General features: G+C 66.5%; 25 protein-coding genes and 1 tRNA gene. 15 read left to right on the top strand and 11 right to left on the bottom strand.

Features of this window, described 5'->3' with window-relative positions; genetic code table 11:
- Positions 1-395: 395 nt before the first annotated feature.
- Complete coding sequence (locus tag IFT58_RS18480; protein WP_192096529.1) at positions 396-1,202, bottom strand: zinc-dependent peptidase; 807 nt, start codon at positions 1,200-1,202, stop codon at positions 396-398.
- Complete coding sequence (locus tag IFT58_RS18475) at positions 1,169-1,444, bottom strand: hypothetical protein (RefSeq protein WP_188325771.1); 276 nt, start codon at positions 1,442-1,444, stop codon at positions 1,169-1,171. Before IFT58_RS18475 ends, IFT58_RS18480 begins: the two co-directional genes overlap by 34 nt.
- A gap of 131 nt (positions 1,445-1,575) precedes the next feature.
- Between IFT58_RS18475 and birA the strand changes: the two genes are divergently transcribed.
- From birA to IFT58_RS18455, 4 genes are all read left to right on the top strand, one after another.
- Positions 1,576-2,541, top strand: a complete 966-nt coding sequence (gene birA, locus IFT58_RS18470) for a bifunctional biotin--[acetyl-CoA-carboxylase] ligase/biotin operon repressor BirA (RefSeq protein ID WP_192096527.1) — start codon at positions 1,576-1,578, stop codon at positions 2,539-2,541.
- Positions 2,538-3,278 (top strand): type III pantothenate kinase, encoded by a 741-nt coding sequence (locus tag IFT58_RS18465; protein ID WP_192096526.1) that lies wholly within the window; start codon positions 2,538-2,540, stop codon positions 3,276-3,278. Before birA ends, IFT58_RS18465 begins: the two co-directional genes overlap by 4 nt.
- 9 nt (positions 3,279-3,287) lie before the next feature.
- The gene (locus IFT58_RS18460; RefSeq protein WP_192096524.1) at positions 3,288-4,106 is read left to right on the top strand and encodes an SPOR domain-containing protein; all 819 of its coding nucleotides are present in this window, start codon (positions 3,288-3,290) and stop codon (positions 4,104-4,106) included.
- Positions 4,107-4,151: 45 nt separating this feature from the next.
- Positions 4,152-4,227 (top strand) — tRNA-Thr (locus tag IFT58_RS18455).
- 91 nt (positions 4,228-4,318) lie between these two features.
- Here the strand turns inward: IFT58_RS18455 and IFT58_RS18450 are convergent.
- The 4 genes from IFT58_RS18450 to IFT58_RS18435 form a co-directional block, all read right to left on the bottom strand.
- Positions 4,319-4,858: a GTPase gene (locus IFT58_RS18450; protein WP_188325775.1), complete on the bottom strand. Its 540-nt coding sequence runs from the start codon at positions 4,856-4,858 to the stop codon at positions 4,319-4,321.
- Positions 4,855-5,814 (bottom strand): hypothetical protein, encoded by a 960-nt coding sequence (locus tag IFT58_RS18445; RefSeq protein ID WP_192096522.1) that lies wholly within the window; start codon positions 5,812-5,814, stop codon positions 4,855-4,857. The genes IFT58_RS18450 and IFT58_RS18445 overlap by 4 nt, the downstream gene beginning before the upstream one ends.
- 73 nt (positions 5,815-5,887) lie before the next feature.
- Complete coding sequence (locus tag IFT58_RS18440; RefSeq protein WP_192082149.1) at positions 5,888-6,247, bottom strand: roadblock/LC7 domain-containing protein; 360 nt, start codon at positions 6,245-6,247, stop codon at positions 5,888-5,890.
- 81 nt (positions 6,248-6,328) lie between these two features.
- Entirely contained in the window at positions 6,329-6,781 is a 453-nt protein-coding gene (locus IFT58_RS18435) for a roadblock/LC7 domain-containing protein (protein WP_192096520.1), read from the bottom strand.
- A gap of 272 nt (positions 6,782-7,053) precedes the next feature.
- On the opposite strand from IFT58_RS18435, the gene rocF reads away from it, so the two are divergent.
- The 4 genes from rocF to IFT58_RS18415 all read left to right on the top strand — a co-directional run bounded on the left by rocF (position 7,054) and on the right by IFT58_RS18415 (position 8,889).
- Positions 7,054-7,971: an arginase gene (gene rocF, locus IFT58_RS18430; protein ID WP_188325778.1), complete on the top strand. Its 918-nt coding sequence runs from the start codon at positions 7,054-7,056 to the stop codon at positions 7,969-7,971.
- Positions 7,972-8,114: 143 nt separating this feature from the next.
- Positions 8,115-8,267 (top strand): entericidin A/B family lipoprotein, encoded by a 153-nt coding sequence (locus IFT58_RS18425; protein ID WP_188325779.1) that lies wholly within the window; start codon positions 8,115-8,117, stop codon positions 8,265-8,267.
- 66 nt (positions 8,268-8,333) lie between these two features.
- Positions 8,334-8,471, top strand: coding sequence for an entericidin A/B family lipoprotein (locus IFT58_RS18420; protein WP_188325780.1), 138 nt, complete (start codon positions 8,334-8,336; stop codon positions 8,469-8,471).
- 196 nt (positions 8,472-8,667) lie between these two features.
- Positions 8,668-8,889, top strand: coding sequence for a CsbD family protein (locus IFT58_RS18415; RefSeq protein WP_188325781.1), 222 nt, complete (start codon positions 8,668-8,670; stop codon positions 8,887-8,889).
- A gap of 63 nt (positions 8,890-8,952) precedes the next feature.
- Here the strand turns inward: IFT58_RS18415 and IFT58_RS18410 are convergent, their stop codons facing one another.
- Entirely contained in the window at positions 8,953-9,765 is an 813-nt protein-coding gene (locus IFT58_RS18410) for a hypothetical protein (protein WP_192096518.1), read from the bottom strand.
- Between the two features lie 112 nt (positions 9,766-9,877).
- Between IFT58_RS18410 and IFT58_RS18405 the strand changes: the two genes are divergently transcribed.
- From IFT58_RS18405 to IFT58_RS18390, 4 genes are all read left to right on the top strand, one after another.
- Positions 9,878-11,167: a tryptophan--tRNA ligase gene (locus tag IFT58_RS18405; protein WP_192082110.1), complete on the top strand. Its 1,290-nt coding sequence runs from the start codon at positions 9,878-9,880 to the stop codon at positions 11,165-11,167.
- Positions 11,168-11,234: 67 nt separating this feature from the next.
- Positions 11,235-11,534: a hypothetical protein gene (locus IFT58_RS18400; protein WP_192096516.1), complete on the top strand. Its 300-nt coding sequence runs from the start codon at positions 11,235-11,237 to the stop codon at positions 11,532-11,534.
- A gap of 98 nt (positions 11,535-11,632) precedes the next feature.
- Positions 11,633-12,565, top strand: a complete 933-nt coding sequence (locus tag IFT58_RS18395) for an MBL fold metallo-hydrolase (RefSeq protein ID WP_192096514.1) — start codon at positions 11,633-11,635, stop codon at positions 12,563-12,565.
- Between the two features lie 75 nt (positions 12,566-12,640).
- Positions 12,641-14,293, top strand: coding sequence for a M28 family metallopeptidase (locus tag IFT58_RS18390; RefSeq protein ID WP_192096532.1), 1,653 nt, complete (start codon positions 12,641-12,643; stop codon positions 14,291-14,293).
- A 122-nt stretch (positions 14,294-14,415) separates the two neighbouring features.
- On the opposite strand, the gene IFT58_RS18385 is transcribed toward IFT58_RS18390, so the two are convergent.
- Positions 14,416-15,666: a uracil-xanthine permease family protein gene (locus tag IFT58_RS18385; RefSeq protein WP_192082107.1), complete on the bottom strand. Its 1,251-nt coding sequence runs from the start codon at positions 15,664-15,666 to the stop codon at positions 14,416-14,418.
- A gap of 167 nt (positions 15,667-15,833) precedes the next feature.
- Here IFT58_RS18385 and yedA point away from each other — a divergent pair, with 167 nt between their 5' ends.
- The 3 genes from yedA to IFT58_RS18370 all read left to right on the top strand — a co-directional run bounded on the left by yedA (position 15,834) and on the right by IFT58_RS18370 (position 18,652).
- Positions 15,834-16,733 carry a drug/metabolite exporter YedA gene (yedA, locus tag IFT58_RS18380; protein ID WP_188325786.1) on the top strand — a complete coding sequence of 300 codons (900 nt, stop codon included), beginning with the start codon at positions 15,834-15,836 and terminating at the stop codon, positions 16,731-16,733.
- The gene (rarD, locus tag IFT58_RS18375; protein ID WP_192082106.1) at positions 16,730-17,629 is read left to right on the top strand and encodes an EamA family transporter RarD; all 900 of its coding nucleotides are present in this window, start codon (positions 16,730-16,732) and stop codon (positions 17,627-17,629) included. The genes yedA and rarD overlap by 4 nt, the downstream gene beginning before the upstream one ends.
- Before the next feature lie 168 nt (positions 17,630-17,797).
- Positions 17,798-18,652, top strand: coding sequence for a hypothetical protein (locus tag IFT58_RS18370; protein WP_192096512.1), 855 nt, complete (start codon positions 17,798-17,800; stop codon positions 18,650-18,652).
- An 81-nt stretch (positions 18,653-18,733) separates the two neighbouring features.
- On the opposite strand, the gene IFT58_RS18365 is transcribed toward IFT58_RS18370, so the two are convergent.
- The 3 genes from IFT58_RS18365 to IFT58_RS18355 are packed head-to-tail and all read right to left on the bottom strand — an operon-like array spanning position 18,734 to position 21,925.
- Positions 18,734-20,053, bottom strand: a complete 1,320-nt coding sequence (locus IFT58_RS18365) for an ABC transporter permease (protein ID WP_192096511.1) — start codon at positions 20,051-20,053, stop codon at positions 18,734-18,736.
- 10 nt (positions 20,054-20,063) lie between these two features.
- Positions 20,064-21,221 carry an ABC transporter permease gene (locus IFT58_RS18360; RefSeq protein WP_188325790.1) on the bottom strand — a complete coding sequence of 386 codons (1,158 nt, stop codon included), beginning with the start codon at positions 21,219-21,221 and terminating at the stop codon, positions 20,064-20,066.
- A gap of 14 nt (positions 21,222-21,235) precedes the next feature.
- Positions 21,236-21,925, bottom strand: a complete 690-nt coding sequence (locus IFT58_RS18355) for an ABC transporter ATP-binding protein (protein WP_192096509.1) — start codon at positions 21,923-21,925, stop codon at positions 21,236-21,238.
- Positions 21,926-22,015 lie beyond the last annotated feature (90 nt).

Raw genomic sequence — 22,015 nt, 5'->3', positions numbered from 1 at the left:
ACCTCGCGTCGTCTTCGGTAGCGCCGAGCCACGCTCGGCGGAATCCATCACCGCGCGGGCATCACGCACCGCGCGGGGCGCTCGCCGAGCACGGCTCGGCGCTACCGGCTCGCCATTTCACCGTGCGCGCGGATCGATCACCTAGCGTGGTCTTCGGTAGCGCCGAGCCACGCTCGGCGGAATCCATCAGCGCGCAGTCATCACGCACCGCGCGGGGCGCCCGCCGAGCATGGCTCGGCGCTACCAGCTCGCCATTTCACCGTGCGCGCAGATCGATCACCTCGCGTCGTCTTCGGTAGCGCCGAGCCACGCTCGGCGGAATCCATCACCGCGCGGGCATCACGCACCGCGCGGGGCGCTCGCCGAGCACGGCTCGGCGCTACCGGCTCGCCATTTCACCGTGCGGCATCATCCAGCGCAGGCACTTTCGGCGGCTCACCATAGAATCGCCGCAGGTGCGCGGCCACGACCGGCAGCGCCTCGGCCAGCACATCCGGCGCGGAAAAATGGTACTCCGTGGCCACCGCGAAAAACTCTTCCGGCGCCTCCGCTGCATACGGGTCGATCAAGGTCGCTTCGCCGGCATCCACCTGCGCGCAGAACGCATCGTAGGCCTGCTGGAAATCGCGTGCCCACTGACGCTGCCACTCGCGGGGCAGCGGGGGCGTGCCATCGATCGCACCGTCCAGTGCATCTATCTTGTGTGCCATCTCGTGTACCGCCACGCAGTAGCCATCGAACGGCGCCTGCAGGTCGGCCTGGATATCCGCCCACGACAGGATCAACGGTCCACTGTCCCAGCTCTCACCGATCAACTCGTCATCCCACTCGTGCAGCACGCCTGCAGCATCGACGTGGCTGCGTTGCACGCGGAAGGCGTCCGGATACAGGATCAGCTGCGACCATCCGCGCAGCCCGGCCTCGCCCAGTTGCAGCAGCGGCAGGCAGCACACCGCGGCCAGCAGCAGCACGTCTTCATCGCGCAGGGTCAGTCCCCCCACCGGGCTGATGGTCTTCTCGTGCAGGAAGCGGGTGGCCAGCGCGCGCAGCCGCTGCTGTTGATCGGCGCTGAGGCCGCGCAGCCACGGCACATCCTGGCAGGCCTGCTGCCATAGCGCGTCAGGGACAGGACGGGGGGCCGGCCGCAGCCAGCGCAACAACGCCTCGATCAGCGGAACATACCCGGCAGGAAGCTGTGCCACTTCGGCGCACGCAGGCGCTGCAACACGTCGTCGTCACCGCCGCCACCGCTGGATGTGGCCTGCGCGGGCACCGGCTTGGGCGCGGTCGGCACGGCCGCTGCGGCACTGCGCGCGTTCGGCGGTCGCTCGGCATCCGGCGTGGAATAGACACAGTCACCTCGCCCTTCGCTGGCCATCGCCGTGGCGGCGTTGGCAAGTACGGGGGCCATCAACAGGACCAGGCAATGGGCAAAGCAGCGCATCGTCGACATCCGTGGTCAAGGGCGGGTGAGCTCTCGATTCTAGCCCGATTCGCGCCCTCAATTGGAACCCCCCGCGGGCAGGCTCGATTCCTTTGCCGCATACTTTCCCCGTTTACTTGACGGAACCTGCCGTGGACGACCGCCAACTGCTGGCCAAACTGGCCGCCGGACCGCTGTCCGGCGATGCGCTCGCGCGTGAGCTGGGCCAGACCCGCGCTGCAATCTGGAAGCGGATTCAAGGACTTAGATCTGCAGGCGTGACGATCGAAGGCCGTGCCGGGGGCGGATACACGCTGTCCCAACGCGTCGACCTGCTGGACCCCGCGAAGATCCGTGCCGCACTGTCGGCGCCGGTGGATGCCCTCGTTGATGACCTGCAGGTGCTGTGGAGCACCGGCTCCACCAACAGTGAATTGCTGCGCTGCAGCGCGCCGCCGCGCGGCAATCGCGTGCTGCTGGCTGAGCGCCAGACCGGTGGGCGTGGCCGTCGCGGGCGCGAGTGGGCCTCGCCGCTGGCCGCCCACATCTACCTCTCGGTGCTGCGTGGTTTCGCCGGCGGGCTGGCCCAGTTGGGCGGCCTCAGCCTGGTGGCCGGCGTAGCGATCGCCGAGGCGTTGCACGGGCTGGGCCATGCCCAGGTGCAGCTGAAGTGGCCCAATGATCTGGTGGTGGACGGCCACAAACTGGGTGGCCTGCTGGTGGAAGGGGGCGGCGAGTTCGCCGGCCCGGCGCGGGCGGTGATCGGCATCGGCATCAACGTGCACATGCCTGCCGCGGCGGCTGAGCACATCGACCAGCCATGGACCGACCTGGATCGTCTCAACGGTGCGCCGGTTCAGCGCAACACCGTGGCCGCTGCCGTGCTGTCCCATCTGCTGCCCGCGTTGGAGCAGTTCGAAGCGGAGGGGCTGGCCCCGTTCCTGGCACGCTACACCGCGCTGGACAGCTTGGCCGGCCGTGAGGTGCAGGTGGAACAGGGTGGTCACTGGCAGCACGGGCGCGCGCTGGGGCTGGCCGAAGACGGCGCGCTGCGGGTGCTGATCGATGGCCGCGAGCACCACGTGCACGCCGGCGAAGTCAGCGTGAGGGCGCGATGAGCGACTGGTTGTTCGACCTCGGTAATTCCCGTTTCAAGTACGCCCCGCTGCTGGGCGACCGTGCCGGTGAGGTACAGGCGTGGACGCACGGTGCCGAAGACCTGCGCGGCGACGCGCTGCGAACCTTGCCGCAGGGCCGCGTGGCGTACGTGGCCAGCGTGGCAGCAACCGGCCTGACCGCGACCATGCTGGAAATCCTGCGCATGCGCTTCACCCACGTGCATGTGGCACGCACGGAGGCCGCGTTCGCCGATGTACGCATCGCCTATGCCGACCCTGCGCGCTTCGGCGTCGATCGCTTCCTGGCGCTGCTGGCGGCGGCGCGCACGCATCGGCATGTGCTGGTGGCCGGCGTTGGTACCGCGCTGACCATCGACCTGCTGGATGCGCATGGACAGCACCATGGCGGCCGTATCGCGGCCTCGCCGACCACCATGCGCGAGGCGCTGCATGCGCGTGCGGTGCAGCTGCCACCGCAGGGTGGCCAGTACATGGAGTTCGCCGACGACACCGACGATGCGCTGGCATCAGGTTGCGACGGGGCGGCGATCGCGCTGATAGAGCGCAGCCGGGAACAGGCCCGCCAACGCCTGCAGGCGCCGGTGGACCTGTTGCTGCATGGCGGCGGTGCACCGGCGCTGCTGCCGCACCTGGCAGACGATGCGGGCCACCAGCCGCTGCTGGTGCTCGATGGGCTGGCACGCTGGGCCGTGCACCTGCCTGCGGCGACAGGCTAGGATCAGCGGATGCTGACTCGTGCCCTGATTGTCTTCCTGGTCCTGCTCAACGTGAGCGTCGCGCTGTGGTGGATGCTGCGTGGCGAGCCGGTGGTCGCGGACGTCGAGCCACCCGCTGGCGTGGCGCAGTTGCAACTGCTGGACGACACGGAAACCCGACAGCCTCAACAGGGCAGTGTCGCTGCGCCGCCGTTGCAGGACACGACGGTTGAGAGCCCATCGGCATCGTCGCCCACGCAGACCCCATTACCACCGCCCGCGACGCCGTCGGCGCCGGAAACGCCGCCCAACGTGGAACCGGCAGCCGGGACGCTGGCTGCAACGCCGGCCGCCGCCGTGACGCCCGCCGCCGCCTCGCCGACCACTCCGCAGCGCTGCATCGCGCTGGGACCTTTCTCTGATCGGGCCGATGCCCAGACCGCGCAGGGCAAGACGGGCAACGCCCTCACCCAGGCGCGCCTGCAGGAGCAGGCCGTGCCCGGCAGCACGACCCGCTTCCGCGTGATGCTGCCGCCCGCCGCCAGCCGAGAGGCCGCACAGGCGACGGTCCAGCGCATCATCGCGGCCGGTCTGAGCGACTACTACATCATCGCCCAAGGCCCTGACGCGAACGCCATCGCACTGGGCCAGTACCGCAACCGCGAAGGCGCCGAGCGCCGCTTGGCGGCGGTGCAGGCCGCCGGCTTCCAGGCCCGCCTGAGTGGCGGCGAGGGCAGTGCCACGTGGTGGCTGCAGGGCGCGTTGGCCGAGGGCCAGACCCCCGCCGGCGTGCGCCAGCGCAGCGGGGCCGCACAGCAACGCTCGCTGGACTGCGCAGGTCTGCGGTAGAATCCACCCTGCTTCGCGGCCACGCTGCGGACGCGTCAGTACCCCGCCGCTTTAGCTCAGTTGGTAGAGCAACTGTCTTGTAAACAGTAGGTCATCCGTTCGATTCGGATAAGCGGCACCATCCTCCTAGCCTTGCTCGACCGCTGCGGCGCCCGTATGGGGTTCAGCTCCCTCCTGCGGGGCAAGCGGGAACCGACCCCCACCCGCGCGTGTCAGCTCGATTCCGCGTACCGATGCGACAGCAGCGACCGCACCAGGAAAGTCACCTGGGTGGCCGAGCGTGCATCCACGCGCAGGACCGGCAGGCGGAAGCCAGCCGCGAACAGGGCGTCACGGACCGCGGTCACCATCAGCTGCGGATGCTCATCGGTGCGGGTGATGCCCACGGCCAGGCTGGCGTCGGGTGCGATGCGGGAGAACTCCTGCAGCAGCTCCAGCGTCGAGCCCACCGGGTCCGGCGATGCTGCGCTGACGAGCACGATCACACCCAGTGCGCCTTCGCAGACCATCGGCCACATGAAGTCCAGGTAGCGCTGGCCGGGTACGCCGTACAGGTGCAGCAGCTCGCCGTCATCCAGTTCGATGGAGCTGTAATCCAGCGCGACGGTGGTCTCCACCTTGTCTGCCGTGGCGTCCTCGCTGAGCGGCATTTCGGTGCTCACCGGTTCGATATCGGAGATCGCGCGCACGGCGGTGGTCTTGCCGGCTCCCATGCCGCCGACGAACACCAGTTTATTGGCCGGCAGGTTCATGCGCGGCCACCCTGCAGATCCAGGCCGAAGCGGCGCGCCACCCAGCCCAGGAACCGTGAATCGCGAAGACCGGCGGAGCGCGGTGGTGAGGGCACGGTGTTCTCCTGGTGCGGGACAAGGCCGCTGGCGATCGCGGCGGAGAAAATGGATTGCACGGTATCGTGCGGCAATCGGCACGCGGCGGCCAGCGATGACGAAGTCCAGCGGCGAGCGTGCAGCTGGGCGATCGGCAGCAACCACTCTGCCGGTACGTCGCTGTGTTCCAGATCGGGCCAGTGCTGCAATCGCACCGGGGTGCCTGCGGCGGGCGTGTCGAGCAGGCTCGGTCGATGCCGGGCGATGCTGAAATACAGCGCTTCGAACGAACGTCGTCGCGGCAGCAGGTAGCCGTATTGGTGTTGGAAGGTGGCTGTATCCAGCGGGGTCGACGACCACGCCTGGTCATCCAGCAGCGGCACCAGTTCGGCCAACGAAAGGCCCGGCGGCAGCGCAACGCTGCGCGTCGCTGCGTCCACCGCAAAGCGCACCGCACCCCGCTGCAGCAGCAACATGCCGCCTTCGGCAGGCGACTGCAGGGCCTGCAGCAGTGACACGGGCAACGCGGCCAGTGACGCAGCATCGTCCTCGGCCGCTCCGGTGGCGGCGAGCAACACGGCGAGCTGCTGGTTGATATCGCGCACGCTGGCACCGTGTGGCAGCGCAGCCGCCGTGGCGGCTTGTACGCTGCGCGCGATGGTCAGCCGCGCGACGCCCAGCGCCTCGGCCTCGCGGGTGGCCTCGGCAGCAGACGCATCACCGCCCACCACCAGCAGGTCGGCGTCCTGGCCGTTCCACGGATGCAGGGTGACGTCCATGCGTTCGGCAAGCAGCAGCGAACATGCCAGCTTCAAGCGCGTGGCATGCAACAGGTCGAGGCCGGCCACGGCGACCTTGAAATGGCGGATGGGTGCGTTCATGCAGAAAGAGGCCGAGATGCCGCCCACCGCGTCCGTGCCGGCACGCGGCACCGGACAGGGCAGGCGTGCGGGCTCAACTGAAATCCAGGGTCTTTTCGAACGACTTCAGCTCATGGCGCGCCATCGCCAGGTTCGAGCGGCTGCGATCCAGCACGACGTACAGGAACAGCATCGGATTGCTCTCCAACGGTCGGATCAGGTGGTACTGGCTGCTCAGGCTGATCAGGATGTCTTCGAGGGTGTCGGACAGGCCGAGCGACTGTGCCACGCGACGCTTGGCGCGCACGACTTCGGTGTTGCCCGCAGCAGCCAGTTCGAGGTTGACGTCGCCGCCACCGATCATTCCCAGCGCCATGCCGCTGTCACTGTCGACAAGGGCGGCACCGACGAAGCCGGTGATCGAATTGAGGTTTTCCAGATTGAGCTTTGACACAGTCATCCTTTTTTGGGTCGTGCAGAGTGGCAGGGCAGACCGCGCGGCCTGCCTTCGGAAAAGCAAAGAGGGGAAGCGGGGTCAGCCTGCGCGCGTGCGCAGGGCGGTCTCGAGGCGGGCAGCGCATTCGCGCGCATGGAACAGCAGCACGGCGAGGTTGACCTCCGCGGAGGCAACGGCGGTGAGTGTCATCGGCTTGTCGGCGTTTACCCGGATCAGCACCACGTTGCCCTGCCGGGTGCACACCGTGGCGTACTCAGCCTCGCTCAGCGAGAGCTCGCGCGACACGGTTTCGCCCAGCGTAAGGAACGAATTGGTCATCGCCGCCAAGCGGCGACCGTCTACGCCCAGCGCTGAATCTTCGGCCACCGCACGCCCATCGGCCGTGGACAGCATCAGCAGGGTCAGTCCGGCCTCGCGCTCACGTGCCTGGCGGAAGATGTCGGTGATGCGGGTCGTATCGTAAAGCTGGCGCACGGGCTGGGTTTCGCCGGTCGCACCGCGGACGATCTGGTTGATGGCACTGCGTTGCACTGGTTTCCCCCTGGAACCGTTCGCGGACCGCCGAGTGGCGACGCATTTTCCAACCGTTGAGAGGCTGAAAGTGTGAACCGTAGCACAGTATATCGGACCACTTTTGCAACGCAGGATTAACCGCGCCGCGTGTCAAGTCTTTGACAGGGCGGGCTTTTCACGTGAAAGGCAGTGGCCTTCCGCTCCTGCAGCCGTGATGGCTGCTGCACTGCCGCGAGAGGACGCCGGTCGTGCTGGATAGACTGGCTTCTTTGTTCCGTACCGAGGTTGCAATGACCCATCTTCCCGTCTCGCTGATCGGCGTCCCCACCGACATCGGCGCTGGCCATCGTGGTGCCCGCCTGGGGCCAGAAGCCTTGCGCATCGCCGGGCTGCCCGAGGCGCTTGCGGCACGTGGTGTCGAAGTACGCGACCTGGGCAACCTGGACGGTCCGCGCAATCCCTGGACGCCCCCGGTGGCTGGCTATCGCCATCTGGACGAAGTCGTGGAATGGAACCGGCTGCTGATGGAGGCCACGCTGGCCGAGCTGCGCGATGGGCGGATGCCGATCATGCTGGGCGGCGACCATTGCCTGGGCGTGGGCTCGGTCACGGCCGTGGCGCGCTGGTGCCGCGAACAGGGCAAGGACCTGCGCCTGCTGTGGCTGGACGCACATTCGGATTTCAACACCAGCGACGTCACCCCATCGGGCAACGTGCACGGCATGCCGGTTGCCTGCCTGTGCGGCCTGGGCCCGGACGCACTGACCCGGCTCGGCGGTGATGCGCCGGCGCTGCTGCCTTCGCAGGTCCGGCAGATCGGCATCCGCTCGGTGGACCCGGAGGAAAAGCGTCTGATCAAGCAACATCGGGTGGATGTCTATGACATGCGCTACATTGACGAAGCGGGCATGAAGCGCACGATGGAGGCCGCACTGGCAGGCATCGATGAAAACACCCACCTGCACGTCAGCTTCGACGTCGACTTCCTCGACCCCAGCATCGCGCCCGGCGTCGGCACCACCGTGCCGGGCGGGGTGAATTACCGCGAGGCACAGTTGGTGATGGAGATGATCGCCGACAGCGGGCGCATGGGTTCGCTGGACATCGTGGAGTTGAACCCGCTGCTGGACAACCGCAACAGCACGGCCGAACTGGCCGTGGATCTGGTGGAAAGCCTGTTCGGCAAGTCCACCCTGATGCGGGACTGAGGGGGGCGCCAGCCTGCCGCGGGGGTCGCCGATGAACAGGCGACCCCCGCGTTCACACTCGCTCCACGCCGATAACGCCAGATTGCTCCTCACGCGGCACGCCCGGTCGTTCCGGACGCCGCGACTTGAACCAGGAGAAGACGATGAAGCGAATCATTTCCGTACTGTTGTTTGCGCTGTGCACCGCAGGTTCGCTGACCGCCTGCAATACCGTTGCCGGTGCCGGCAAGGACATGCAGAGCGCTGGCGATGCTGTCCATGACACCGCGCAGGACTGCAAAAACGGCAAGTGCTGAGCGACGGCTTCTTACCCCTCTTTACCGCATGAGCGGTGATGTAATTCAATCAACCAGGAGAAACCCATGAAGCGTGCTATTGCCCTGATGCTGTTGTCCATGTTCTCGGTCGCCATGCTGGCCGGCTGCAACACCGTTGCTGGCGCCGGCAAGGATGTGCAGGGTGCAGGCGAGAAGGTGGAAGACGCCGCCCGCAAGAACTGATCGCACTCGCGCATCAAACGGAAAGGCCCGGGATTCCCGGGCCTTTCTGCGTTCTGGGCGTTGCGCTGCAGGGCGATGTCTGCGGTTCAAGTACGTGAGCACCCGTTTCATCCGCGCTTGACCGTTCCTCAACGCGCCGTGTTGCAAGCTGCAGATGCGGTAACACCACCGTTCCATTCTGCAACGAGGCCATACCATGAACGAAGACATCATCAAGGGTAAGTGGAAGCAGCTGAAGGGCAAGACGCAGGCCAAGTGGGGCGAGCTGACCAATGACGAGCTCGACGTTGCCGAAGGCGACTCGACCTACCTCGCCGGCAAGGTCCAGGAACGCTACGGCGTGACCAAGGACGAGGCCGAGAAGCAGGTCAGCGAGTATCGCGATTCGCTGCACAAGGATTACCCGGACTTCAAGTAATGGCCTGAGGCGTTACTGATCCGAAAACAACGGGCCCTTGTGGCCCGTTGTTGTTTTCATGGATCAACGACGCGGTGGATCGGCCACGAAGCGCTGTGGAAAGGCCTGCGGGATACGATCGCCGTTCGAAGCTCGATCCTCCAGTACGATGCCGCGTGCACGCAGGTTGCGCGCGCTGTCATAGCGCAGTTGATTGATCTGCACGGGCTGCGCCGTGGCCCGCTCGAATGACGTGTCGCGCACCGATGAAAATTCGCGGTCGCCGTGGGCGGTACCGAGACGTTGCGCCGGGGCCGGTGCGGACGACATTTCAGCCATGGAGCGCGTGCTGCTGTCTGCGGCGGCCTCCGCCCGCGACGCGGGCTTGGCGATCCGCCCGCGCGGCGTGGACGGGCCAGGCAGCCAGCGCACAGCGCGCTTCTCGCCGAACACGGCGATGCCGACCACGCCCAGGTCCTCGGCGCGCCCGGTCCGCTGCGCGTAGCTGTCGCGGGGACTGCTGAAGACGAACTGGGCCACTTCGTCATTCGACTTGCGCCAGCCGGTGATGTCCGTCGATTGCCAGGGCGCCAGCACATAGCCGGTCTGGTCAGGGGTCGCCGACTCGCCACTGACCGCGTTGATGCCATCGACCGACAGCACGACGAGCACCCGTTCCGGGCTGGCGTTATACAGCCGCACGGCATAACGGTGGCCACGCTCGCCCGCCACCCAGTACTGGCCGTCATGACGGTAGCGGGGCAGGGCGTCATCGCGGTCGCGGTCCACCAGGGTCAGCTCGACCGGACCTCGCTCGACGCGCGACCGCTCGGGTGCCACCGGCGTGAAGCCGGCCAGCAGGGCAATGCTCAACAGGGGCAGCAACAGGCGTTTCATCGTGGTTCTCCGTGGCAGGGTGACAGGGAGAACGCCCCACCAGGGGCGGCGGGGTTGCGCCGTTCGAGGGTAAACTGGGGCCGTTCACCGCAGGTTTCCCGTCGAGCAGTCAATGACCACCCGAGTCCTTACCGGTATTACCCCCTCCGGCACCCCGCACCTTGGCAACTATGTGGGCGCGATCCGCCCGGCCATCGCCGCCAGCCGCGCGCAGGGTATCGAAAGCTTTTTCTTCCTGGCCGATCTGCACAGCTTGATCAAGGCGCAGGAACCGGAGCGCACCCAGCGCTCCACGCTGGAAATCGCCGCCAGCTGGCTGGCCTGCGGGTTGGACCCGGAGCAGGTGTGGTTCTACCGGCAGAGTGACATCCCGGAAACCAACGAGCTGATGTGGTTCCTCACCGTCGTTGCCAGCAAGGGCATTCTCAACCGTGCCCATGCCTACAAGGCCGCGATGGACAAGAACGAGGCCGACGGACTGGACCAGGACGCCGGTATCAGCGCCGGGCTGTTCATGTATCCGGTGCTGATGGCGGCCGACATCCTCATCTTCAAGGCGAACCGGGTACCGGTCGGCCGCGACCAGATCCAGCACATCGAGATGGCGCGCGATTTTGGCCAGCGCTTCAACCATGTCTACGGCAAGGAATACTTCCCGCTGCCCGAGGTGGTGATCGACGAACAGGTCGCCACGCTGGCCGGCCTGGACGGCCGCAAGATGAGCAAGAGCTACAACAACACCATCCCGCTGTTCGCCCCGCGCGAAGAGTTGAAGAAGCTGGTGTTCTCCATCCTCACCGACTCGCGCGCGCCTGGCGAAGCGAAGGACACCGAGGGCTCGCCGCTGTTCCAGATGTACCAGGCATTCGCTACGCCGGAACAGACGGCGGCCTTCGCCGCCGCCTTCGCAGCAGGCATCAGCTGGGGTGATGCGAAGCAGCAGTTGTTCGAGCGCGTCGACGCCGAGCTGTCGCCCCTGCGCGAGCGCTACGATGCCCTGATGGCTGAGCCGGAGAAGATCGAAGCGCTGCTGCGCCGTCGTGGCCAGCAGTTGCGCGAGCAGTACGCGGTGCCGCTGCTGAAAGAGCTGCGCCACGCCGTCGGCCTGCGTGACCTGGCCGACGTACCGCAGGCGCCGGCCGCAGCGTCAGTGCGCATCGCGCTGCCGGTGTTCAAGCAGTACCGTGAAAAGGATGGTCGCTTCTATTTCAAGCTCAGCGACAGTGAAGGCGCGCTGCTGATCCAGAGCACGGGCTTCGACTCGCCGCGTGATGCGGGCCAGCTGATTGCCGTGCTGAAGCAGGCCGAGCAGGGTGATGCCCTGCAGAGCGAGTTGTTCAAGCTGGAAGCCGAAGTAGACCAGGTTCTGGCCGCGCTGTTGGCGCTGCGCGAGGCGGCCTGAGGTCACACGGGTCAGGGTCGACGCGCCGACCTGACCCCACCGCCCCACCACGATCGAGGACACCCGCATGGCCTGGCTGTCGTTGCTGCTGTTCCTGCCCTGGTTCGTGGTACTGGGCACACTGTTCTGGTGCTATCCCCGCGGACCCCGTTCGGCGCGCCGCCGCATGATCGATGTGTCGACGCTCGTGCTTTCTCTCGTGCTCAGCGTCCTCGCCATGCACTGGGGATACCGCATCGGCAGCGCGCAGCCGGATTCGGGACCGATCTGGCCGCAGGTACTGGCCGTGTTGTACGCCTACGGTGCGTTCCTGGCGGTGATGAGTGCCGCACTGCTGCTGCGCAGGCGGCGCGCGCCAACGGCGTAGGGCGCCGGCGCCTGCCCGTCCGACCAAAGCCGCATCGAACCCAAGCGGCCTGCACGTCTACCATGGGGTCTGTCCTTGACCCTGCCAGGTGCGCGCCGATGTCCGCCGATCCCAGCATCCATACCATCGATACCGGATTCCAGCGCGCCGCGTTCGATGCGGCGTACCTGATCGTAGAGAACGGCCGCGCTGCCTTCGTCGATTGTGGAACGTCGCTGGCCGTACCGGCGATGCTGCAGGCGCTGGCCGATGCCGGGCTGACACCCGATGCGGTGGACTGGCTGCTGTTGACCCACGTCCACCTGGACCACGCCGGCGGTGCCGGTCTGCTGATGCAGCAGTTGCCGAACGCACGCGCCGTGCTGCATCCGCGTGGCGCGCCGCACATGATCGATCCCGCGCGGCTGATCGCCGGCGCTACCGCCGTGTACGGCGAGGAAGAAATCGCACGCAGCTACGGCCGCATCGACGCGATTCCTGCCGAGCGGGTGGTGATTGCCGACGACGGTCACCGCATCGACGTGGGCGGGCGCACGCTGCTGCTGGTGCACACGCCGGGGCATGCCCTGCATCACTACTGCGTGTGGGATGACCGCAGTCGCAGCTGGTTCACCGGCGATACGTTCGGACTGTCCTACCGCGAACTGGACAGCGCACAGGGTGCTTTCATCATCCCGACCTCATCGCCAGTGCAGTTCGATCCTGATGCGATGAAGTCGTCCATCCAGCGCCTGCTGGCGTGCCAGCCCATTGCCATGTATCTCACCCACTACGGCCGCGTGGAGGGGGTCGCGGCGCGCGGCGATGATCTGCTGGAGCAGATCGATGCGATGGTGGCCATCGGTCGCCAGTGCGATGGGCGTCCCGACCGCCACCGGCACCTGCTGGCGGCGCTGCGCGCGCTGTACCTCGAACGTGCGTTGGCACACGGGTGTTCGCTGGACCAGGAGGCCGTGGCGCGGGTACTGGCGATGGATATCGAGCTCAACGCGCAGGGCCTCGCGTGCTGGCTGGACCGCGGCCGCCGCTGATCATTCCGCGTCATCGCGCTGTCACGTACACTCGGGAGCATCCCTGTTTTCCTGTCCCGGTGATCCGTGAATCCGATGCGCGTGCTGTTGTTGTCGTCCTGCCTGTTCGTCGGTGGCCTTGCCCATGCGGCGAATGATCTTCCTGGCGGCGGCATCGATCCGCAGGCGCTCTCCCGCCATGTGCGCGTGCTCGCATCGGACGAATTCGAAGGACGTGCGCCTGCCACCGAGGGGGAGGAGCGCACCGTGCAATACCTCATCGAACAGTTCCGCAGCTACGGCCTGCAGCCTGGCGGTGTCGATGGCACCTGGGTACAGCCGGTGCCGCTGGTGCGCGCGCAGCTGGCGGGTCCGGCGGTCGCGACGCTGTCGTTGAAGGGCGGCACGCGTCGCCTGGTGAACGGTGAGGATGTGACCCTGCAGAGCCTGCAGCCGCGCGACAGCGTGCAGCTGAAGGACGCGCCGCTGGTGTTCGTCGGCTACGGCATCGATGCGCCGGAGCGTAACTGGGACGACTACAAGGGCACGGATCTGCGCGGCAAGATCGCGGTGATGCTGATCAACGATGCCGACTTCGAGACCGATGCCCCGGGCGCGTTCGATGGCAAGGCCGTCACGTACTACGGTCGCTGGACTTACAAGTTCGAAGAAGCGGCCCGCCGCGGTGCGGCCGGCGTCCTGATCGTGCACGAGACCGCACCGGCGGCCTATGGCTGGGCCACGGTGAAGAGCTCGGGTACCTCGCCGCTGTTCGACATCCAGCGCAGCAACGACGACGCGATGGCGCAGCACACGCCGTTGCGCGGCTGGATGCAGCGCTCGCTGGCCGAGGCGATCTTCGCCGATGCCGGCCTCGATTTCGATGCGGAGAAGCGCAAGGCGCAGAAGGCGGATTTCAAGCCGGTGGTGCTGGACAATGCCACGCTGAGTGCGGCCTTCAAGCTCAAGCGCGAAGCGGTGGTCACCCGCAACGTGGTGGCCAAGCTGCACGGTGGAGAGCACGGCGATGAAGCGGTGATCTTCTCCGCCCATTGGGATGCCTTCGGCATCGGCCAGCCGGATGCCAAGGGTGACCGGGTGCGCCACGGTGCCATCGACAACGCCACCGGCGTGGCGACCGTGCTCGAACTCGGCCGCGTGTTCGCGGCGGGCCCGCAGCCGCAGCGCACCCTGTACTTCGTTGCGCTGACCGCCGAAGAAAAGGGCCTGCTGGGCGCGAGTTACTACGCCACGCATCCGCTGGCGCCGCTGGAGAAGACTGCGGCGGTGCTGAACATCGAGATGTTCAGTCCGGACGGCGCAACGCGCGATATTGCCTCATGGGGCAAGGGGCGTGTGTCGCTGGAAGGCGACCTGGAGCGGGTGGCGAAGGCGCGCGGCCGCACCTACAGCCCCGATCCGAATCTGGAAGCGGGTTTCTTCTACCGGGCCGACCACTTCGCGTTCGCCCGTCTGGGCGTGCCGGCGATCACCGTAGGCCCGGGCCTGGACAAGCGGGAAGGCGGTGTCGAAGCGGGCCGCGCGTTGCGGGAGAAGTACTTCGCCGACTGCTACCACCAGGCCTGCGATGCCTGGACCCCCACGTGGGATCCGGCCGGCCATGCCGCTGACACGCTGCTGGTTTACGACCTGGGCGCGGAACTCGCCAACAGCCGTACGTGGCCGACGTGGGAAGAAGGATCGGAGTTCCGCAAGGCACGCGAGGCCAGCGACGCCGCGCGGCGCTGAAGCGGGGCGATTACCCGGGAGGTAGCGGGGGTCGGCACGCGTTCGCTTGGCGAAACGGCGCTGCCCCCGGTTGGTGCGCGCTGTCGGCTTGCGTCCAACGTCCTGTCGGCCGCACGTGCACGTCAGGGCGTTGGTGACTTGCTCGCGGGCAGCAGCAGGTTCAGTGCGATCGCCACCACCGCGCACAGCGCGATGCCCTTCAGGCCGAAGTCATCCGGGCCCGTGCCGGTGCCGACCAGCACGCCGCCGATGCCGAACACCAGCGTCACCGATACGATCACCAGGTTGCGGGCTTCGCCCAGATCGATCCGGTGACGGATCAGGGTGTTCATGCCCACCGCCGCGATGGAGCCGAACAGCAGGCACAGGATGCCGCCCATCACCGGCACGGGAATGCTCTGCAGCAGCGCGCCGAATTTGCCGATGAAGGCCAGGCTGACGGCAAAGATCGCCGCCCACGTCATGATCTTCGGGTTGTAGTTCCTGGTCAGCATCACCGCGCCGGTCACTTCAGCGTAGGTGGTGTTGGGTGGGCCTCCGAACAGGCCGGCCGCGGTGGTCGCCACGCCATCACCGAACAACGTGCGGTGCAGGCCCGGCTTCTTCAGGTAATCACGCCCGGTCACGCTGCCCACCGCGATCACCCCGCCGATGTGTTCGATGGCCGGCGCCAGCGCCACGGGCACGATGAACAGGATCGCCTGCCAGTTGAAGGCCGGCGCGGTGAAGTGGGGCAAGGCGAACCACGGTGCGGCGGCGATACGCGCGGTGTCGACCACGCCGAACGCGAACGACAGCCCGAACCCCACCAGTACGCCGAACATGATCGGCAGCAGGCGGAACATGCCGCGCCCGAACACCGCCACCACCAGCGTGGTCAGCAAGGCGGGCATCGAGATCAGCATGGCGGTCTGGTAGGGGATGAGCACCGTGCCGTCGGCATCCTTGCCCATCGCCATGTTCGCTGCGATCGGTGCCATCGCCAGACCGATCGAGATGATCACCGGGCCGATCACGACGGGGGGCAGCACGCGATCGATGAACCCGGTGCCTTTGATCTTCACGGCGAAGCCAAGGAACGTGTACACGAAGCCGGCCGCCATCACCCCGCCCATGGTTTCGGCCAACCCGAATTGTTGCTTGGCAAGAATGATCGGGGTGATGAAGGCGAAACTGGAGGCCAGGAATACCGGCACCTGCCGGCCGGTCACCAGTTGGAACAACAAGGTGCCCAGCCCGGCGGTGAACAGCGCGACGTTGGGGTCCAGGCCCGTGATCAGCGGCATCAGCACCAGCGCGCCGAAGGCCACGAACAGCATCTGCGCACCGGACAGCACCTGGCGCCACAGCGGATCGTTGAATTCATCCTGCATCGTCAGGCCTTCCTCGGTGTGGCGCCGGCAAACTATTCGCGGGCAGTGCCGGAGCGCCATGATATAGACGGCTGCGGCCATCCGTCGAAAACAGCATGCCGCGTTATTGACTGCTCGCGGGGCCGGCAAAGGCCTAGAATCCCCCTTCCCCCGCATCGTGGTGGCCCATGGCCGTCGTCCCTGAATCTCCCGCCGCCCCGCGCGGTGGTGCCGTCGCCCTGGCCTTGCTGCTGGTCTATGTGGTGTGGGGCTCGACGTACCTGGGCATTGCCAAGGCGCTGCAGGCCGGCGTGCTGCCGCTGACGTCGGTGTCCGGGGCGCGCTTCATCGTGGCGGGCAGCCTGATGTATGCGGCGCTGCGGCTGTTCTGGAAGGTGCCCCGGCCGACGCTGCCCCAGTGGCGCAACCTGGCCATCATGGGCTTCACCATGCTGCTGCTGGGCAACGGCATGGTGGTGCTGGCCGAGCGGGATGTATCGTCCGGACTGGCGGCCACCGCGGTGGCATCGGTGCCCCTGTGGATGGCGTTGTTCTCCGCCGTGCGCGGCCAGCATGCCACGCGCGGGGAGTGGCTGGGCATCGCCATCGGGTTCCTCGGTGTGGTCTGGCTCAATGCGGGCAGCAGCCTGGCCGCCTCGCCGACCGGCCTGGTCCTGCTGCTGGTGGCACCGGTGGGTTGGGCCTTCGGCTCGGTCTGGGTGCGCGGGCAGAACCTGCCCACGCCGTTCATGACCGCGGCCGGGCAGATGATCTGCGGTGGCGTGCTGTTGGTCATCACCGGGCTGGCCGTCGGCGAGCGGCCGACCAGCCTGCCCACCCGCGAGGGCCTGTTGGCCGTGGCCTACCTGTGCGTGTTCGGTTCCATCATCGCCTTCACCGCCTACGTGTGGCTGCTGCACAACGTGCGCCCGGCGCTGGCCGGCAGCTATGCCTACGTCAATCCGGTGATCGCGGTGCTGTTGGGCGTGCTGCTCAACGGCGAGCATTTCGGCTGGCGCGACTTGGTGGCGATGGCGGTGATCCTGGTCGGCGTGGTGGTGCTGATGCTGGCGAGGGCGCGCAAGTGAGCGTGGCACTGGTCAGTGAGCAGGAGCAGCGACGCGGCTTTGCGGTTACCGCCTTCACCTTCGTGTTGTGGGGGCTGGTGCCGGTGTACTGGCATCTGCTGCGCGAGGTGCCCTCGTTCCAGATCATCGCCCATCGCATCATCTGGAGCACGGTGCTGGTGGTGGCGTGGCTGCTGCTCAGCAGCCGGCTGCAGTGGTTCAGGGCCATCGCCGCACAACCGCGGGCGCTGGCGACGCTGGCCATCAGCAGCATCGCCATTGCCTTCAACTGGGGGCTGTACATCTGGGCGATCAACGCCGGCCATGTGATCGATACCAGCCTCGGCTACTTCATCAACCCCTTGGTGAGCGTAGTGCTGGGCGTGGTGGTCCTGAAGGAGCGCCTGCGCCGCCTGCAGTGGCTGGCCGTGGCCTGCGCCGCAGTGGGAGTCGCGTGGCTGACCTGGCAGGCCGGCGCACCGCCGTGGATCGCCTTGGGTCTGGCCGGCTCGTTCGGCCTGTACGGCCTGCTGCGCAAATTGATCTCGGTGGATCCGGTGGCCGGATTGGCGGTGGAAAGCCTGTACCTGTTCCTCCCCGCGCTGGGCTTCGCGCTGTGGAGCGAAAGCGGTCATGGCGGCGGTTTCTTCGGCGGGTGGGGCTGGCGCAACGACCTGCTGCTGATCTTCGGTGGCGTGGTCACTGCCGCTCCACTGATCGGTTTCGCTTACGGCGTGAAGCGCATCGCGCTGTCGACCGTGGGCGTGCTGCAGTTCATCGCGCCCAGCCTGGGCCTGGTGTTGGGCGTGTTCTTCTTCAACGAACCGTTCGACAGCGCCCGCGCCGTCGGCTTCGCCGCCATCTGGGCCGGCCTGGCCCTGTTCGTCTTCGACGGCCTGCGCCGAACCCGCCGCTGAAAAAAGGGGACGGAGGGGATTAAGTCGTTTTTGGCTCTTCTGGTGCCAAAAACGACTTAATCCCCTCCGTCCCCGTTTCTTTGTGATTTGCAGCATTTATGGAAGTCCTGCAGCGGATATCCACTTTCAATGACGGCTCTTGCCCAGCGGGCTGCACGGAGAGTCACCATGCGATGCGTTGCATTGTTGTTCCTGCTTTTCGCCCCCTCGGCCTGGGCAGATGATCCGATCGCCTACACCTGCTACTACTGCACCCCGGCAGAGATGGAGCATGTCGCCCTCCAGCAGGGGCTGGGTGAGCATTACGTCTATGATGCGGCCCGCGTGGACATCACCGGATTCACGGTAACGGCGCAGGGCAACCAACTGCGTGCAGTGTCATTCACCCCAGCGGCCTGGATCAGGACCCAGTTCGAAGCCATGTTGGCGGCCTATGACACCGACCGTGACGAGACCATCCATGTGTTCTCGGACACCTTTCTCCATGCACCCGGCAGCTCCCATGGGCGGAGCATGACCGTCCTTTGGGGACATCACCTGGGTGGGCTTAATCCGGATCGCGAAACCGGGCGTGAGATCGTACGGCGGCACCTGTCTGACCAGCCTGGACTGGCCTACCTCTCCGCCGATGTGCAAGAGGGGCGCGTGCTGCGCTTCTGGTTCGAGCGTGATGATGCAAAGCCTTTGCTCGCTCGTCTTTACTTCACCAGTCTTCCCGGCTACCTGAGGCCACTCGGCACTGCGACTTTCTACTTCGACCGTGGCACGCGTCGATGGGAGTATCTGGCGTCGGAGGGAATCTCGTCCCGTGCCGTACCCGACAGTGCAGAGGATATTGTTGGTCCGGACGGATCTGAATCCTACAGCTTTCCCGTTTATACATCGGCCGGGGACGAGCTGCCGGCCTTTCTGCAGTGGCTGGACTGGGCGGGGATTCCGGTTACTGGCGAAGTAAAGCCCGGTAGTTCGGTCGCCTTCAACTGCAGAAAGACCAACGGGCACATTGCCTGCGAACGCAGATGAAAAAAGGGGACGGAGGGTGTTAAGTCGTTTTCCGCACCTTAAGGGCCAGAAACGACTTAATCCCCTCCGTCCCCTTTTTGCTCAGACCTCGCGCAGGGCGGTGGTGATTGGCAGGCGGGCGGCGCGCAGGGCGGGGAACAGGCCGCCGACCAGGCCGATGCCGAGTGCCCACTTCAGGCCGCTCCACAGCAGCTCCGGCGAGACGTGGAACTTGAACACCACGGCGCTGAAGTTGCTGCCGATCGTCGATACGCTGTAGCCGTTGAACAGCAGCCACGCTACCGCGCAGCCCAGCAGGCCACCCAGCAGGGCCAGCAGCATCGTTTCCAGCATCACGGCGGTCACCACGGGCAGGCCGCGGAAACCGATCGCGCGCATGGTGGCGATCTCGCGGGCGCGTGTGGCGACGGCGGCATACATGGTGTTCAGCGCGCCGAACACCGCACCGATGGCCATGATCGTGCCGATCACCTTGCCCAGGATGTTGATCAGGGTGGTCAGGCCGCCGCCCTGCTTGCTGTAGTAGACCCGGGTGGTTTCCACGTCGAGCTTCAGCCGGGGATCGCCGGCGACCGCTGCCTTGAACTGTTCGAAACCGGGCTCGCCGTCGGTGCGCACCGTCACCGACTGCAGGGCACTCCGCTGGTAGGTGGTGGCCAGCGTATCGACGTCGGTCCACAGCTCCGAATCGTGCGCATCGCCGGAGGCGAACACGCCTACCACCGTCCACGTCTGGTTGCCCAGGTTCAGCGTGCTGCCCACGTCCATGTCGCGGAACTGGGTCTTCGCCCCTTGGCCGACCACCATCTCGCGCTTGCCGCTGGCGAACTTGCGGCCTTCGATGATGCGCACCTTGTCGTGTACCGCCCAGGCCATGTCGCCCACCCCGCGGAACTGCGCGTTGACATCGGTGCCGTCGGACTTCGATACCAGGTTGACCACCTGTGACAGCTCCGGCGACAACAGGGCGCGTCCCTTGTCGTCCCGCGCTACGCCGGGCAGCGTCGACAGCAGCGGTACCTGCGTGCGGGTGATCACCGAGTTGGTCTCTGCCTGCGAGCCGCCACGCAGCACGATGGCGGTGGTGTCATCGCCGGTACTGTTGAGCGTGGCCTGGAAGCCGGCACCCATCGCCAGCATCGCCACCAGTACGCCGACCACGCCGGCGATGCCGACCACGATCACCGACGAGGCGCCCCAGCGCTGCGGCAGGCTGGCGATGCCGATGCGGGTGGCCGCCAGCGCAAGCCGTCCACTGCGGCCCAGCAGCAGCCACAGCGCCAGCAGCACGGTGACGGCCAGCACGCCCCACCAGGGCAGCCAGACCCAGAACGCCAGGCCGACCGCGAGCGCGAACAGCATCGCGGCATTGAGCAGCCACTTCTTCAGGGTGTTCTTCATGGTCATGTCCTCAGCGTCCGGCCAGCGCGTCGACGATCTTCAGCCGCTTGGCGCGCAGCGCCGGCAGCAGTCCGACCACGATGCCGATCACGATGATCAGGGCGATGCCCACCAGCCACGTGGCGGTGGGTACATGCGGCGGCAACAGGCCGCGCGTCTGTGGCGCCAGTACCGGCAGGATGAGCGCCGCCAGGCCCATGCCGATCGCACCGCCCAGACCGACCAGCAGGATGGCTTCCACCATCACCAGGGTCAGTACGGTGCGGTCCTGGAAGCCCAGTGTCTTCAGCGTGGCCAGCTCGGGTATGCGTTCGCGCACGGCCTGCGCCATGGTGTTGCCGGTCAGCAGCAGCAGGGTGAAGAACACCGCGCCCATGATCGAAGTAACGATCATGCCGATGTCCGCGAACTGCTTGACGAAGGCCTGCTGGAACGCCGATTCGGTCTGGGTCTTGGTCTCATGGTCGGAGTTGGCCGAGATCGCGTCGATGGCCTGGGCGACGCGCGAGGCGTGGTCCGGATTGTCCAGGGTGATGGTGTACCAGCTCACCTGGCTCTTGATGTAGTCGTTGGACTCATCGAAATATTTCCAGTTCATCACCAGCTGCTGCTCTTCATTGCCGGCCACGGTGCGGTCTTTGGAGCGGAACGTGCCGACCAGCTCCAGCGGCCAGTCATTGCTGCCACCGCGCGGGAAGATGGTGGCCTGCAAGGGAATGGTGTCGCCGACCTTCCAGCCGAACTTCTTCGCCAGGGATTCGCCGACGATGGCGCCGGTACGGGTGTCCTGCCAGCGCTTCAGCTGGTCGGGGGCGACCTCCAGCTCGCGGTAGATGTCGAAGTAGTTCGGTGCCACCGAGAAGTTGGGGAAGAAATCCTTGGGATCGCGGTAGATGCCCCCGAACCACATGCCGTAGGTGACGTCGCGTACGCCGGCGACCTGCCGGATCTGTGCGTCCAGGCGGATCGGCAGCGACTGGGTGATGGACAGCCGCGAGGCCGTGATCAGCCGATTGGCGCCTTCCACGCTGCCGCCCGCGGTGAACGCCACGCGGACCGAATCCAGCATGCCGAACAGCAGGAAGGCCGCTACCACCGACAGCAGGGTCAGCAGGGTGCGGGTGCGGCTGCGGAACAGCTGCGCCCAGACCAGTGAGAAGTATTTCATCAGCGTGCCCTCGGTCAGTGCGCCAGCGGTGCGGCGGCAAGTTCGCCCTTGTCCAGGTGCACGGTGTGGGTCGCGTACTCGGCGGCCTTCGGATCGTGGGTGACCATGATGATCGTCTTGCCGTGCTCGCGGTTGAGCTGCTGCAGCAACTGCAGGATCTCTTCGGCGGACTGGCGGTCAAGGTCGCCCGTAGGCTCGTCGCAGATAAGGAACGTGGGGTCGGACACGATCGCGCGCGCGATGGCCACGCGCTGCTGCTGACCACCGGACAGTTCATTGGGGCGGTGGCTGCGGCGGTCCGCCAGGCCGACCAGGGTCAGGGCGATTTCCGCGTTGCGCTTGCGCTGGGCCGCGTTGAGGTGGGTCAACAACAAGGGCAGCTCGACGTTCTTCTGCGCGGTCAGCATCGGCATCAGGTTGTAGAACTGAAAGACGAAGCCAACGTGGTGGCTGCGCCAGGTGGACAGCTGGCCGCCGCTCATCTGGTCGATGCGCTCGTCTTCGATGGTGATCTCGCCGTCGCTGGGCGAATCCAGTCCCCCGATCAGGTTCAGCAGGGTGGTCTTGCCCGAACCGGAAGGCCCCATCAGCGCGACGAAGTCGCCCTTCTCGATGTCCAGGTCGATCCCGTGCAGGACCTGCACCTGCTCTGGCCCGCGCTGGTAGGTCTTGATGATGTTGCGCAATGAAACCAGGGTCGACATGCCGATTCTCCAGAGGCGGGGCGGATGGCCACGGATCGCCGTAACGACGGCGCTGGCCATGGTAGTGACGGCCGCTGGCCGTCAGACAGA

This window comes from Stenotrophomonas sp. CFBP 13718 (genome assembly GCF_014842145.1).
GTDB lineage: Bacteria > Pseudomonadota > Gammaproteobacteria > Xanthomonadales > Xanthomonadaceae > Stenotrophomonas.
This window is presented reverse-complemented; position numbering and strand designations above follow the sequence as displayed.

What these genes read in the sequence shown, in the direction of transcription:
- IFT58_RS18460 (WP_192096524.1), top strand. Translation starts at nt 3,288, where the DNA reads ATGCTGACTCGTGCCCTGATTGTCTTCCTGGTCCTGCTCAACGTGAGC.
- IFT58_RS18365 (WP_192096511.1), bottom strand. Translation starts at nt 20,053, where the DNA reads ATGAAGAACACCCTGAAGAAGTGGCTGCTCAATGCCGCGATGCTGTTC.
- rocF (WP_188325778.1), top strand. Translation starts at nt 7,054, where the DNA reads ATGACCCATCTTCCCGTCTCGCTGATCGGCGTCCCCACCGACATCGGC.
- IFT58_RS18465 (WP_192096526.1), top strand. Translation starts at nt 2,538, where the DNA reads ATGAGCGACTGGTTGTTCGACCTCGGTAATTCCCGTTTCAAGTACGCC.
- IFT58_RS18410 (WP_192096518.1), bottom strand. Translation starts at nt 9,765, where the DNA reads ATGAAACGCCTGTTGCTGCCCCTGTTGAGCATTGCCCTGCTGGCCGGC.
- IFT58_RS18390 (WP_192096532.1), top strand. Translation starts at nt 12,641, where the DNA reads ATGCGCGTGCTGTTGTTGTCGTCCTGCCTGTTCGTCGGTGGCCTTGCC.
- IFT58_RS18450 (WP_188325775.1), bottom strand. Translation starts at nt 4,858, where the DNA reads ATGAACCTGCCGGCCAATAAACTGGTGTTCGTCGGCGGCATGGGAGCC.
- IFT58_RS18445 (WP_192096522.1), bottom strand. Translation starts at nt 5,814, where the DNA reads ATGAACGCACCCATCCGCCATTTCAAGGTCGCCGTGGCCGGCCTCGAC.
- IFT58_RS18400 (WP_192096516.1), top strand. Translation starts at nt 11,235, where the DNA reads ATGGCCTGGCTGTCGTTGCTGCTGTTCCTGCCCTGGTTCGTGGTACTG.
- IFT58_RS18475 (WP_188325771.1), bottom strand. Translation starts at nt 1,444, where the DNA reads ATGCGCTGCTTTGCCCATTGCCTGGTCCTGTTGATGGCCCCCGTACTT.
- IFT58_RS18425 (WP_188325779.1), top strand. Translation starts at nt 8,115, where the DNA reads ATGAAGCGAATCATTTCCGTACTGTTGTTTGCGCTGTGCACCGCAGGT.
- yedA (WP_188325786.1), top strand. Translation starts at nt 15,834, where the DNA reads ATGGCCGTCGTCCCTGAATCTCCCGCCGCCCCGCGCGGTGGTGCCGTC.
- IFT58_RS18405 (WP_192082110.1), top strand. Translation starts at nt 9,878, where the DNA reads ATGACCACCCGAGTCCTTACCGGTATTACCCCCTCCGGCACCCCGCAC.
- IFT58_RS18415 (WP_188325781.1), top strand. Translation starts at nt 8,668, where the DNA reads ATGAACGAAGACATCATCAAGGGTAAGTGGAAGCAGCTGAAGGGCAAG.
- IFT58_RS18395 (WP_192096514.1), top strand. Translation starts at nt 11,633, where the DNA reads ATGTCCGCCGATCCCAGCATCCATACCATCGATACCGGATTCCAGCGC.
- IFT58_RS18370 (WP_192096512.1), top strand. Translation starts at nt 17,798, where the DNA reads ATGCGATGCGTTGCATTGTTGTTCCTGCTTTTCGCCCCCTCGGCCTGG.
- IFT58_RS18385 (WP_192082107.1), bottom strand. Translation starts at nt 15,666, where the DNA reads ATGCAGGATGAATTCAACGATCCGCTGTGGCGCCAGGTGCTGTCCGGT.
- IFT58_RS18360 (WP_188325790.1), bottom strand. Translation starts at nt 21,221, where the DNA reads ATGAAATACTTCTCACTGGTCTGGGCGCAGCTGTTCCGCAGCCGCACC.
- IFT58_RS18420 (WP_188325780.1), top strand. Translation starts at nt 8,334, where the DNA reads ATGAAGCGTGCTATTGCCCTGATGCTGTTGTCCATGTTCTCGGTCGCC.
- IFT58_RS18355 (WP_192096509.1), bottom strand. Translation starts at nt 21,925, where the DNA reads ATGTCGACCCTGGTTTCATTGCGCAACATCATCAAGACCTACCAGCGC.